The following is a 13219-nucleotide window of genomic DNA, read 5'->3' as shown; positions in this document are numbered from 1 at the left end:
GCATTGTTGACCGCCATGCAAGCAACAGCAACCAAGGTCGTCGAGTTCGAGCGACCGCAAATGGAGACCGGCGGCAGTTGTACCGCCAATGCGTGGGCCAAGGTACCGGCCACGCCCAGCCCCGAGGAACGCGCGCAGCTCAAGGCGCGCATCCGCCAACTGCTCAAGGAAAAGCAGGCGGTGCTGGTGGCGCACTACTACGTCGATGGAGACCTGCAGGACCTGGCCGAGGAAACCGGCGGCTGCGTCTCCGATTCGCTGGAAATGGCGCGTTTCGGCCGTGATCACGCCGCCCAGACCCTGGTGGTGGCCGGCGTACGCTTCATGGGCGAGACCGCCAAGATCCTGAGTCCTGAAAAGCGCATCCTCATGCCCGACCTGGACGCGACCTGTTCGCTGGACCTGGGTTGTCCGGCCGACGAATTCGCCGCCTTCTGCGACCAGCATCCAGACCGCACCGTGGTGGTCTATGCCAACACCAGCGCGGCTGTGAAGGCAAGGGCCGACTGGATGGTGACCTCCGGCATCGGCCTGGACATCGTCCAGCACCTGCACGCACAGGGCAAGAAGATCCTGTGGGCACCCGACAAGCATCTGGGCAGCTACATCCAGAAGCAGACCGGCGCCGACATGCTGCTGTGGCAGGGTTCCTGCCTGGTGCATGACGAATTCAAGGGCGTGGAACTGGAACTGATGCGCGCCGAACATCCGGATGCGCTGGTGCTGGTGCACCCCGAGTCGCCCGAGGCCGTGGTGGCCCAGGCCGACGTGATCGGTTCGACCTCGCAACTGATCGCCGCCGTGCAAGCGTCGGACGCGCCGGCCTTCATCGTCGCCACCGACAACGGCATCCTGCACAAGATGCGCGCCGCCGCCCCCGGCAAGCGCTTCATCGACGCCCCCACGGCCGGCAACAGCGCCACCTGCAAGAGTTGTGCGCATTGCCCGTGGATGGCCATGAACGGCTTGCAGAACCTGTTGCACGTGCTGGAAACGGGTGCCAACGAAATCCATGTCGATCCCGCCGTAGGCCAGCAGGCCGTGGTCTGCATCGATCGCATGCTGGACTTCGCCGCCCAGCGCAAGGCCAAGGTACGCCCCTCGGCGCGCCTTGAAGATGAACAGCAACTGTTTGCAGGAATCGGCCCCGCATGACTCTCCACGCCCTCAAATCCGCATCCTCGGCCTCCACCGTCGCCGCCAGCAATCTGCGCAATCCGTTTGCCCCCTTCGATCCGGCGCTGCATGCGGCCTTCGATGCCAACGTCAACCAGGCTATCGCCGAAGACGTCGGCGACTGCGACTACACCGGCCTGCTGGTGCCGGAGAGCGAATTCGTCAAGGCCCGGGTGATCGTGCGCGAAGCCGCCGTGCTGTGCGGCGCGCCCTGGTTCGAAGCCGTCATGACCCGCCTCGACCCGCGCCTGCAGGTCAGCTGGCGCTATGCCGAAGGGGAGGCCATGACGGCCGACAGCGAAGTCTGCACCATCGAAGGGCCGGCCCGCCCCTTGCTGACCGCCGAGCGCGGTGCGCTGAACTTCCTGCAACTGCTCTCGGGCGTAGCCAGCGCTACCCGGCGTTACGTGGAGGTGGTGCAGGGTACCCGTGCCGCCATCCTGGATACCCGCAAGACCTTGCCTGGCCTGCGCCTGGCGCAGAAGTACGCGGTGCGCGTCGGTGGTGGCGCCAACCAGCGCCTGGCGCTGTACGACGGTATCCTGATCAAGGAAAACCACATTGCCGCCGCCGGTGGCATCACGGCTGCCGTGGCCGCTGCCATCAAGCTCAATGCCGGTGTCACCATCCAGGTCGAGGTGGAGAACCTGCAGGAGCTGGAAGAAGCGCTGCAGGCCGGCGCGCAATCCATCCTGCTGGACAATTTCTCGCTGGCGCTGATGCGCGAGGCCGTGACCGTCAATGCCGGACGCGCCTTGCTGGAGGCTTCCGGCGGTATCAACATGCAGACCGTGCGTGCCATCGCCGAGACCGGTGTGGACCGCATTTCCATCGGCAGCCTGACGAAAGATATCCAGGCCACCGACTTTTCCCTGCGCGTGGTCGGCTGACGCTGTCCCTACGCTGGAACGACAAGGCCCGCCGGGGAAACCCGGCGGGCCTTGTCGCTTTATTATGGGGCTAGCTCTTTGCCACCCCGGCCAGCCGGTCCAGGGCGGGGCGATACTAGCGCATCATTGCCGCCCGGGCAGGATGGTCGGCGTGGCGCGGGGTAGCGTGCGCGGATAGTCCTGGCTGAAGTGCAGGCCCCGGCTTTCCTTGCGCATCAGTGCGCTGGAGACGATCAGCTGCGCCACGTCCACCAGGTTGCGCAGTTCCAGCAGATCGCGCGAGACGCGGAAGTTGGCGTAATACTCGTCGATCTCTTCCTTGAGCAGGCGGATGCGATGCCGGGCGCGTTCCAGGCGCTTGTCGGTGCGCACGATGCTCACGTAGTTCCACATGAAGCGACGCAGTTCATCCCAGTTGTGGGAGATGACGACTTCCTCGTCGGCATCGGTGACGCGGCTTTCATCCCAGGCCGGCAGGTCGGCCACGCGCCAGGTGCCAGCGGCCAGTTCGCGCTCGATGTCGGCGGCCGCGGCGCGGCCCAGCACCACGCACTCCAGCAGCGAATTGCTGGCCAGCCGGTTGGCGCCGTGCAGGCCCGTATAGGCGGTCTCGCCCACGGCATACAGCCCCGGCAGGTCGGTGCGGCCGGCCATGTCGGTCACCACACCGCCGCAGGTGTAGTGGGCCGCCGGCACCACCGGGATCGGCTGGCGCGTGAGGTCGATACCGAACTCCAGGCAGCGCGCCTGGATGGTCGGGAAGTGCTCGGCGATGAAGGCCGGGCTCTGGTGGCTGATGTCCAGGTCCACATGGTCCAGGCCGCGCTTCTTCATCTCGAAGTCGATGGCGCGGGCCACGATGTCGCGTGGCGCCAGCTCGGCGCGGGCATCGTGCTCGGGCATGAAGCGCTGGCCGGCGGCCACACCGGCCGAGGCCGGCAGCTTGAGCAGGGCGCCTTCGCCGCGCAGCGCCTCGCTGATGAGGAAGGACTTGGCATAGGGGTGATACAGGCAGGTCGGATGGAACTGGATGAATTCCATGTTGGCCACCCGGCAGCCGGCGCGCCAGGCCATGGCAATGCCGTCACCGGTGGCCGAATCCGGGTTGGAGGTGTACAGATAGACCTTGCCCGCACCGCCGGTGGCCAGCACGGTGCGGCCGGCGGCGATGGCCAGCACCCGGCCGCTCTGGCTGTCCTGCACGTGCACGCCCAGGCAGCGCGGCTCGGCCCCGCGATCGCGCTTGCCGGCGTGGATCAGGTCGATGGCGCAGTGGTGTTCCAGCAGGGTGATGTTGGGGTGGGCGCGCACGCGCTGCTCCAGCGTCACCTGTACCGCATGCCCGGTGGCATCGGCGGCGTGGATGATGCGGCGCTGGCTGTGGCCGCCTTCGCGGGTCAGGTGGTAGCCCATCTCGGCGCTGTCGTCGCGGGTGAAGGGTACGCCCTGGGCGATCAGCCATTCGATGGCCTGGCGACCTTGTTCGACGATGGCGCGGGTGGCGCCTTCGTCACACAGGCCGGCGCCGGCCACCAGCGTGTCCTCGATGTGCTGGGCGTGGCTGTCGCCCGAATCCAGCACGGCGGCGATGCCGCCTTGCGCCCAGTTGCTGGCGCCGTCCAGCAGTTCGCCCTTGGAGACGACCACGACCTGATGCTTTTCGGCAAGATGGAGAGCTACGGAGAGACCGGCCAGACCGCTGCCGATGATGGCGACATCGCACTTCATGATCGTGAGCAAAGCTGCTGTTGTGGAGGGAGTCGACGATTATAACCAGAGCCGACGGGCATATTGTTTATATCGTTTCCCCGCCGCGTTGCCGGCCCCCAAAACAAAACGGGCTCCGATGCAACTCGGAGCCCGTCGGCCAGATCGTTTGCGACGCTTATTCGGGGATCACCGGCTTGACCTTGGCTGCGGCCTGCTTGGCGCGGATGCGGGCGGTTTCCACATTGTCGGCGGCGGCCAGGGCCACGCCCATGCGGCGACGGGCGAAGGACTCGGGCTTGCCGAACAGGCGGATGTCGGCGCCGGGGATGCGCAGTGCCTCGGCCACGCCGTCGAAGGCGATGCCACGGGCTTCATGCTGACCGTAGATCACGGCCGACGCACCCGGGGTGCGCAGCGCGGTATTGACCGGCAGGCCGAGGATGGCCTTGGCATGCAGTTCGAATTCGCTCTGCACCTGGCTGACCATGGTGACCATGCCGGTGTCGTGCGGACGCGGGCTGACTTCGGAGAACCAGACCATGTCGCCCTTGACGAACAGTTCCACCCCGAACAGGCCCAGGCCGCCCAGGTTTTCGGTGACCTTGCGGGCGATGTCGCGGGCCTTTTCCAGCGCGGCACCGGGCATGGGATGCGGCTGCCAGGATTCGACATAGTCGCCCTTGACCTGCACGTGACCGATAGGATCGCAGAAGCTGGTGATGGTGTCGCCATTCTCGTTGATCGAGCGCACCGTCAGGAGGGTGATTTCGTAGTCGAAGTCGATGAAGCCTTCCACGATCACGCGACCGGAGTCCACGCGGCCGCCGGCGGCGGCGTAGTTCCAGGCGCCTTCGATCTCATCGGCGCTATCGATCTTGGACTGGCCCTTGCCGGAGGAGGACATGACCGGCTTGATCACGCACGGATAGCCGATCTGGTCGATGGCGGCCTTGAGTTCCTCCAGGCTGTCGGCGAAGCGATAGGGCGAGGTCGCCAGGCTCAGGGTTTCGCCGGCCAGACGGCGGATACCTTCGCGGTTCATGGTCAGCCAGGCGGCGCGGGCGGTCGGGATGACGCGGGCGCGGCCGGCTTCTTCCAGCTTGACCAGGGTTTCGGTGGCGATGGCCTCGATCTCGGGCACGATCAGGTCCGGCTGCTCCTGCTCGATCAACGCGGCCAGGGCGGCGCCGTCGGTCATGTTGATCACGTGGGCGCGATGTGCGACCTGATGGCCGGGGGCGTTTTCATAACGGTCAACGGCGATCACTTCCACGCCCAGGCGTTGCAGGGCAATGATGACTTCCTTGCCCAGTTCGCCGGAGCCCAGCAGCATGACCTTGGTGGCGGAAGGAGAAAGCGGCGTGCCGAGTCGAGTTGGTTTTTTCATAATGGGGGGAGAGTATCAGCAGGGAGCTGATGCAGTGCGAGAATGAATCACGGGCGGACGATACCAAATCTTGCCGGCTTTGGACAGTCGCAATGTACGCAGTTTCAGGCGAAGTAATCGGTGAAAACTTGCCTATTTTTCCCTGGGGTAATTTATGACCGACAAAGGTTCTCCGCATCGCTCCAACGTCGCTCTAATGTCGCCTAACTGCAGCCAAAACAGCGCTCTTTCTTTCTTCTCGTGTTACGAGAATTTCCAGATGATTCTCAATGCTACAGTTCCATCCCCAGCATCACCCCCGACAACGCCTTCCCATGCGCATCCAGCGCCAATGAGCGCGTTACGCCGCCGCCCAGTGCGCGCTGCATCACGAAATTGAGTGCTCCCAGCTGCGGCAAGGCGTAGCGCACCACCTCTCCCTGCACGACCCCCGCAAAATGCGCTCGCACCCGCTCGGCGGTCAGTTCGCGTTCCAGCAGGGCGTAATCCTCGATGCGGTAGGCAATCACCGAGATATTGGAAATGTCGCCCTTGTCCCCGGCGCGCGAATGGGCGATGTCTCTGAGTTGCATGTCAGACCTCCTCGATATGAACGGATGGATGCACCAGACCGCGCGGCAGCAGCAGCGACAGCACGGCGATGACCTCGCGAGCCGCCTTGGTCGCGCCACCGCCACCGGCCGGGCCATTGGTGTAGAGCGTTTCGACCTCGTTGCCGATGCGTACCGCTTCCTTCATGCTGGCCGTGCGTCCGGCCACGCGCAGGCGCACTTCCTGCGGCTCGGGCGCCTGGGCCGTCGCCGCCATCTGCACGCTGCTGATGGCGTTCACGCCGATCAGGTCCACGCGCAGTTCGTCAGCCTGCACCCCGGTCAGCGTCAGGCGTTCGCGCACGATGTCAGCGGCCAACTGGGCGCGGGCCTGCGCCCCCGGTCCGGCATAGGAAATCTGGCCCTCGCCGATGAAGCTGTCGCGGTAGCCCAGCGTGGTCTTCAGGGTTTCCGGGCGCGCGCGGCCACGGCCGCCGGTGACGGCGACGCGGTCAGGGCCGATTTCGGTGATCTGGACTTGCGAGAAATCGGCGATCACGTCCGGCGTGTAGTAGGCAGCGGGATCATGGATTTCATAGAGCAGCTGTTCCTTGCAGGTCTGCGCCGTCACCTGACCGCCGGAGCCGGCCACCTTGGTGATGACGGCACTGCCGTCGGCGCTGATCTCACCGATGGGGAAGCCCAATCGCGCCAGCGCAGCCACATCCTTCTTGCCAGGATCGGCAAAGTAGCCACCGGTGATCTGGCCCGCGCATTCCAGCAGATGGCCGACCAGAGTGCCCTGGCCCAGCTTGTTCCAGTCATCGGCGGCCCAGCCGAATTCGTGCACCAGTGGCGCCAGCACCAGTGCCGGATCGGCCACCCGGCCGGTGACGATCACGTCGGCGCCGGCTTGCAGCGCTTCCAGGATGGGGGCCACGCCCAGGTAGGCATTGGCCGAGATGAGGCGCTCCCCCAGGGATGCCACCGGCTGGCCATTGTCCTCGATGCGGAAGTCGCCGGCCTGCACCGCTTCCAGCACGTCGTCGCCGATGACGGCGGCGACCTTAAGCTGTGTCAGCCCCAGTTCGCCGGCGATCTCGCGGATGCGCTGCGCCGCCGCCTGCGGATTGGCCGCCCCCATGTTGGTGATGATGCGCACGCCCTGGTCGGCGCAGGTCTTGAGCACGGCGTGCATGCGCTCGGCCAGCAGCGGATCGTAGCCTTTGGTCGGGTCGGCCAGCCGCGCCTGTTGGCCAATGGCGATGGTGCGTTCGGCCAGGCATTCGAAGATCAGGTAGTCCAGCTGTCCCTGTTCGGCCAGTTCGGCGGCCGGTTCGATACGGTCGCCCGAGTAGCCGGCACCGGCGCCGATGCGCACTACGCGTTGCGGGTCATGGGTCATGCGATTCTCCAAAAACGTGTCTTTCCCGGGGCGTGTGGCTGGCTCAGAACAGCGGGAACAGGCCCAGCACCACGCAGGCGATGGTCATCACCACCGAGGCACCGAACAGGAAGGGAATGGTGTACTTCTGATGGTCCGCCAGTTCAATGCCGGCCAGGCCGCACACCAGGAAGGTGGCCGGGGTCAGGGGGCTGACCGGGAAGCCGGTGGTCATCTGGCCCAGCAGCGCTGCCTGCGCCACCTGGATGGTCGGTACGCCCAGCATGTGGCTGACTTCGGCGATCACCGGCAGCACGCCGAAATAGAAGGAATCCGGGTCGAACAGCAGTGACAGCGGCATCGACAGCAAGCCCAGTACCACCGGGATATGGCCCGCCATGTCGGGCGGCACCAGGCCGACGGCCGTCTTGGCCATGGCCGAGAGCATGCCTGACTTGGTCATGATGCCGGTGAATACGCCGGCGGCGAACAGGATGCTGGCCATCAGCAGCGCGGCCTTGGCATGGGCGTCGATGCGTTCGCGCTGCATGGTCACGTCGCGGTAGTTGATCATCAGCGCCAGCACCACGCCGATCATGAACATCACCACCGGATCGACCTTGCCGCTGATCATCACGCCCAGCACGAACACGGTGAGCACGATGTTGGCCCAGAAATTCTGCGGCCGGCGGATCTTCAGTTGCGCCTCGGTCAGCTCGTGCTGCTGCACGAAGTCCACCGTGGAACCCTTGCCCAAGCCGAGGCGACGTTCTTCCTTCAGGCCCAGCAGGTAGGAGGCGATGAAGACAAAGGCCAGCCCCACCAGTTGCACCGGCACCAGCGGCGTGAAGATGTCCGACACCGGGATATGCAGCGCCGCCGAGGCGCGGATCATCGGCCCGGTCCAGGGCAGGAAGTTCACCCCGGCCGCCAGCGAGGCCACGCAGGCCAGGATGCGCTTGTCGATGCCCAGCCGGTTGTATAGCGGCAGCATGGCCGGGATGGTGATCAGGAAGGTCACCGCGCCCGAGCCGTCCAGGTGGATCAGCAGCGCCAGCAGGGCGGTGCCCGGCACGATGCGCGTGGGCCGGCTGCCCACTGTCTTGAGGATGCGGCTGATGATCGGGTCCAGCATGCCGGCATCGGTGACGATGCCGAAGAACAGGATCGCAAACACGAACATGCCCGCCACCGGTGCGATGGCTGTCACGCCCTGCACGATGAACTTCGAGGTCTGCAGACCGAAACCGCCGACCAGCGCGGCGATGATGGGAATGGCGATCAGCGCCACCAGCGGCGACATCTTCTTGGTGAGGATGGCGGTGAACAAGGATACGATCGTGACAAAGCCTAGCAGGGCTAACATGCGTGTCTCCGGTGTTTGGTTTGATGTTCTTGTGTTGTCATCACTTCCAACGCGCCGGATCATTGTTGTGTACTGAAGCTGCGGGAGGTGAGCAGGGCGAGTGTAGGTGGCGGTCGATTTTGTTGTAAAGTCGATTTTTTCGATTGATTGACCGGTTTTTCAGGATAATTGACGGCCCACCTCTGCCATGCAAACCAATATCTCCACGCGCCTGCTGCAGGCCTTCCTGGCCTTGGTCGATTGTCGCCATTTCGGTCATGCCGCCGAGCGCTGCCACGTCTCGCAATCGGCCTTCAGCGCCATGATCCAGAAGCTGGAAGCCGCCGCCGGGGCGCGCCTCTTCGAGCGTGATACCCGCAATGTGACCCTGACGCCGGAAGGCGAACTGTTCGTCCAGGTGGCGCGCCAGCTGGTCCACGACATCGAGGCCGCCTTCGCCGACATGAGCGATTACGTGGCGCGTCGCAAGGGCAGGGTGGCCATCGCCGCCTTGCCGTCGCTGGCGGCGGGCTGGCTACCGCCGGTGCTGGCGGAATACCGGCGCCGCTATCCGGGCGTGATGCTGGCGCTGTTCGACGCCATTTCGGACCAGTGCCTGGACTTGCTGCGCCAGGGCAAGGCCGACATCGCACTGACCGCGCCGGGACCGAACCTGCTGGAGTTCGATACCCGCCCCCTGTGCAGCGATCCGTTCTACCTGGTCTGCCGGCGCGACCACAAGCTGGCCGGCAAGCGCCGCATCAAGGTGGCGCAGCTGGCCGGCTGCGAGATGATCCACCTGGCGCGCTCCACCAGCGTGCGCCAGCACCTGGATGCGGTCCTGCGTCCGGGCGCGGTGATCCATACCGGGTTGGAAGTGGAACACCTGGCCACCGTGGCCGCCCTCATCGAGAGCGGCCTGGGCGTGAGCGTGGTACCGGAGCTGACCTTGTTCCAGTTCCGCCTGCCGGAGCTGGTGGCCATCCCGCTGGACGCACCCGATCTGATGCGGCCCTTGCTGATTGTCACGCCCAAGGGGCGCAGCCTGTCGATTGCGGCGCAGGGCTTGCTGGAACTGGTGGAAGGGAAAGCAAAGGCGGCCGCCGAGTCGTCGGCGGCGCCCAAACGAAAAGCCCCGCGACAGGGCGCGGGGCATTAGAGCAGGTATAGCGTGCGGTCCGGGCTGGCCTGCCTGCCGGACCGCCTCCACGATCAGTCGTGGATGTTGTTGTGCACGGTTTCCTTGACGAACAGCAGGCCGATCACGAAGGTGATCAGGGCGATCACGATCGGGTACCACAGGCCGTAGTAGATATCGCCCTTGAAGGCCACCAGCGCGAAGGAGGTGGTCGGCAGCAGACCGCCAAACCAGCCGTTACCGATGTGGTAGGGCATGGACATGGAGGTGTAGCGGATGCGGGTCGGGAACATTTCCACCAGGGCGGCGGCGATCGGGCCGTAGACCATGGTCACGTACAGCACCAGGATGAACAGCAGCAGCAGGACCATGGGCTTGTTGATCTGGTCCGGATCGGCCTTGCTCGGATAGCCGGCAGCCTTGATGTCATCCGACAGGTCCTTGGACAGTTGCTTGTCCTTGGCAGCGGCATCTTCCTTGGACAGGCCATTGGCATCATAGGAGGTGATCACGCGGTCGCCGATCTTGACGGTGGCCACCGAGCCCGGGGCACCGGCCACGTTCTGGTAGTTGACCGAGGCAGCCGACAACTTGGCCTTCACGATGTCGCAGGACGAGGTGAACTTCTTGGTGCCGGTCGGGTTGAACTGGAACTGGCAGCTGGCCGGGTCGGCGGTGACGATCACCGGCGACTTTTGCAGGGCCGATTCCAGCGCCGGGTTGGCGAAGTGGGTCAGGCCGTTGAAGATCGGGAAGTAGGTCACGGCAGCGATCAGGCAGCCCCCCAGGATGATGGGCTTGCGGCCGATCTTGTCCGACAGCGAACCGAAGAACAGGAAGAAGGGCGTTGCCAGCAGCAGCGCCAGGGCGATCAGGATGTTGGCGGTGGGGCCATCGACCTTCAGCGTCTGGGTCAGGAAGAACAGGGCATAGAACTGGCCGGTGTACCACACCACGGCCTGGCCGGCGGTCAGGCCCACCAGCGCCAGGATGACCAGCTTCAGGTTCTTCCACTGGCCGAAGGCTTCGGTCAGCGGGGCCTTGGAGGTCTTGCCTTCAGCCTTCATCTTCAGGAAGGCCGGCGACTCGTTCATGGACATGCGGATCCACACCGAGATGGCCAGCAGCAGGATGGAGACCAGGAAGGGAATGCGCCAGCCCCAGTCGGCAAAGGCGGCTTCACCCACGGCGGTACGCACACCCAGGATCACCAGCAGCGACAGGAACAGGCCCATCGTGGCGGTGGTCTGGATCCAGGCGGTGAAGGCGCCGCGACGGCCCTCCGGCGCGTGTTCGGCCACGTAGGTTGCAGCACCCCCGTACTCGCCACCCAGTGCCAGGCCCTGCAGGATGCGCAGGATGATCAGGATGATCGGAGCGGTGATGCCGATGGAGTTGTAGTTGGGCAGCACACCGACGATGAAGGTCGAAGCGCCCATGATCAGGATGGTCACCAGGAAGGTGTATTTGCGACCCACTAGGTCACCCAGGCGGCCGAACACCAGCGCGCCGAAGGGACGCACGATGAAGCCCGCGGCAAAGGCCAGCAGCGCGAAGATGAAGGCGGTATTGGGGTCGGTGCCGGCAAAGAACTGCTTGGCGATGATGGCGGCGAGCGAGCCGTAGAGGTAGAAGTCATACCATTCGAAAACGGTGCCTAGCGACGAGGCGAAGATGACTTTTCTTTCCTCCGGTGTGATGCCGCGCGCAGTCGTGTTGACTGATGCTGTGGTCATGTTTGTCTCCTTGGTTTTAATTGATATTGCTACTGCATGGATGCATACGGTACTCGGGGCAGGGCAACGAAGTAACAGATGCAACAGATGCAACAGGTGCAACAGATGGTCGAATGGGGCGTTATGCAAGAACGCACCGGAGACAGCATGAAGATTTCTTCCCCCGCCTTCCCCGTCAGACACAAACCGCGATATTGGCTTCGCATTGCTTGCGTAAGGACCCACTTGTCCATGCCGCGAGTGTGCGACGCCAAGCTTACGCAAGACTTGCTCCAAACTTACACAAGCTTACAGCGCAGAGAGCTCATTTCTGGTTGCGCCGCAGCAGGCTGAATGGCTTGTGGTGGGGCTTTGCGGGGTGCTGGCGGCTATTGCGATGCAGCGACACCTGTCAGGAGGCTCACATCTGGCAAGACCCTGAGTGAAGTTTTTTCTGTCAGGAACAGGTAGAAAAAGCTGAAGCGGACATCAGGGTGGGTACAGCGGGGAAGGGAACAGGCAATAGAAAAGCGGACGCTGAAAGTGGCATCCCCTCGCAGGCCCGGCGCGGCAGCGAGGCCGCCACACCGGGGGAGGGGATGCCAGGGTGAAGCGATCAGGCCAGTGCCGTCGCCGGTGCTGGCTGGGCGGTCGGCGTGGGCAGGCTGTCGCCTTCCAGCAAGGCCTTGACCACGCGCTCGCCCAGGCCCAGGCCCACGCTCATGCCGATGCCGGTATGCATCAGCACCACCGAGGTGTGGGCATCGATGGGCAGCGCCGAGAACGGGCCCGGGCCCTTGCTGCCGTAGACGCCTTGCCAGCGCTCGACCACCTTCACCCGGGCGGCCAGGGTGTGCTCCACCAGGCCCAGCATCAGTTCATCGACCTCTTCGCTGTTGAAGGGTGGCGAATCGGTGCCGTAGTGGTGCGAATCGCCCACGATCAGTTCCTGATACGGCGTGGGGCTGACCAGCAGGTGGATGCCGTGCTTGTTGAGCAGGGGCGCATTGGCCTCGATCTCGGCATGCACCGCGCGCGCGGTCGGCAGGTCCGAGAAGGCGCCATAGTGGGTGCAGGACAGCCCGGTCAGCACCGCGTGGGTCAGTGGCAGCGGCTCTTCGGTCTTCAGGCGCAGCATCTGCAGGCGGCACTGCTTCAGGTTCATCGGCTGCAGGCGATCGGCGAACAGGGTCAGGTAGTCGTGACCCGAACAGACCACCACGCGCTCGGCGCGGAATTCGCCGGCCGTGGTGGACAGGCGGCCATCGGCGGTGCCATGCACCAGGGTATTGAAGCGGAAATGCACGCCCTGCGAGTGCAGGTAGGCCACCAGTGCCGGCATCGCCTCGCGGGAATACAGCTGCAGGTCTTCGGTGCCATGCAGGGCCGCACGGTGATGGCGGAAGCGGCCGCTGTAGAGGGCATTGAGCTTGTCGCCTTCCAGCAGCGAGGCGCGATAGTCGTACTGGCGGGCGCGCACCATCATGAATTCCTGCAGCACATCGTGCTCGGCCTCGCTGCGGGCGAACAGCAGGGTGCCGGCTTCGCGGGCGCTGAAGTGGGCGCGTGCGGCCAGGTGCAGCCAGATGGCACGGCTTTCCCGCGCCAGGTCCAGCATGATGCCGGGGGGCTGGCCGGTCACCAGGCCCATGCCGAAATTGCGTACGGAAGCGCCCAGCGGGGTGCCGGTGCGTTCGAACACGGCGACCTTGAGCCCGCGCCTGACGGCAGCATAGGCATGCGCCAGGCCGAGGATGCCGGACCCGACCACGGCCAGGTCGAAGTGTTGCGGGTCGTGTTCTGAGGGGGATTGCGTCATGGGGATGGCTCCATCGGATACGTTTGCGAGATGTGGTGCTGCCTGTTGTGGCCGGACGCTCTGTCGGCGTCCTGTGATCCTCTCCGCGCGCCGTCGCAGGCGGGCTGCGACGGCGGGATGCTACG

The 13219-nt window shown here is 64.9% G+C and carries 10 protein-coding genes; 3 read left to right on the top strand and 7 right to left on the bottom strand.

Annotated features, from left to right (window positions below):
- Nucleotides 1–15 precede the first annotated feature (15 nt).
- Nucleotides 16–1155: a quinolinate synthase NadA gene (gene nadA / locus I5R65_RS02110; RefSeq protein WP_196872073.1), complete on the top strand. Its 1140-nt coding sequence runs from the start codon at nucleotides 16–18 to the stop codon at nucleotides 1153–1155.
- Entirely contained in the window at nucleotides 1152–2066 is a 915-nt protein-coding gene (gene nadC, locus I5R65_RS02105) for a carboxylating nicotinate-nucleotide diphosphorylase (RefSeq protein ID WP_196872072.1), read from the top strand. Before nadA ends, nadC begins: the two co-directional genes overlap by 4 nt.
- A gap of 123 nt (nucleotides 2067–2189) precedes the next feature.
- On the opposite strand, the gene nadB is transcribed toward nadC, so the two are convergent.
- The 5 genes from nadB to I5R65_RS02080 form a co-directional block, all read right to left on the bottom strand.
- Complete coding sequence (gene nadB, locus I5R65_RS02100) at nucleotides 2190–3794, bottom strand: L-aspartate oxidase (RefSeq protein ID WP_196872071.1); 1605 nt, start codon at nucleotides 3792–3794, stop codon at nucleotides 2190–2192.
- 157 nt (nucleotides 3795–3951) lie between these two features.
- Complete coding sequence (gene purT / locus I5R65_RS02095; protein WP_196872070.1) at nucleotides 3952–5163, bottom strand: formate-dependent phosphoribosylglycinamide formyltransferase; 1212 nt, start codon at nucleotides 5161–5163, stop codon at nucleotides 3952–3954.
- 272 nt (nucleotides 5164–5435) lie between these two features.
- The gene (locus tag I5R65_RS02090) at nucleotides 5436–5735 is read right to left on the bottom strand and encodes a hypothetical protein (protein ID WP_196872069.1); all 300 of its coding nucleotides are present in this window, start codon (nucleotides 5733–5735) and stop codon (nucleotides 5436–5438) included.
- A 1-nt stretch (nucleotide 5736) separates the two neighbouring features.
- Complete coding sequence (locus I5R65_RS02085; protein WP_196872068.1) at nucleotides 5737–7098, bottom strand: acyclic terpene utilization AtuA family protein; 1362 nt, start codon at nucleotides 7096–7098, stop codon at nucleotides 5737–5739.
- A gap of 43 nt (nucleotides 7099–7141) precedes the next feature.
- On the bottom strand, nucleotides 7142–8443 hold the full coding sequence (locus I5R65_RS02080; protein ID WP_196872067.1) for a CitMHS family transporter: 1302 nt from the start codon (nucleotides 8441–8443) through the stop codon (nucleotides 7142–7144).
- A 187-nt stretch (nucleotides 8444–8630) separates the two neighbouring features.
- Between I5R65_RS02080 and I5R65_RS02075 the strand changes: the two genes are divergently transcribed.
- Entirely contained in the window at nucleotides 8631–9581 is a 951-nt protein-coding gene (locus tag I5R65_RS02075; protein ID WP_196872066.1) for a LysR family transcriptional regulator, read from the top strand.
- A 53-nt stretch (nucleotides 9582–9634) separates the two neighbouring features.
- Here I5R65_RS02075 and I5R65_RS02070 read toward each other — a convergent pair whose 3' ends face one another.
- The gene (locus I5R65_RS02070; protein WP_196872065.1) at nucleotides 9635–11296 is read right to left on the bottom strand and encodes an MFS transporter; all 1662 of its coding nucleotides are present in this window, start codon (nucleotides 11294–11296) and stop codon (nucleotides 9635–9637) included.
- A 595-nt stretch (nucleotides 11297–11891) separates the two neighbouring features.
- Nucleotides 11892–13094, bottom strand: coding sequence for a TIGR03364 family FAD-dependent oxidoreductase (locus I5R65_RS02065; RefSeq protein WP_196872064.1), 1203 nt, complete (start codon nucleotides 13092–13094; stop codon nucleotides 11892–11894).
- Nucleotides 13095–13219 lie beyond the last annotated feature (125 nt).

This window comes from Herbaspirillum sp. AP02, from assembly GCF_015767275.1.
Taxonomy (GTDB): Bacteria; Pseudomonadota; Gammaproteobacteria; order Burkholderiales; family Burkholderiaceae_D; genus Herbaspirillum.
Note: the sequence above shows the minus strand (reverse complement) of the source record. Positions and strands in the feature narration are given on the sequence as shown.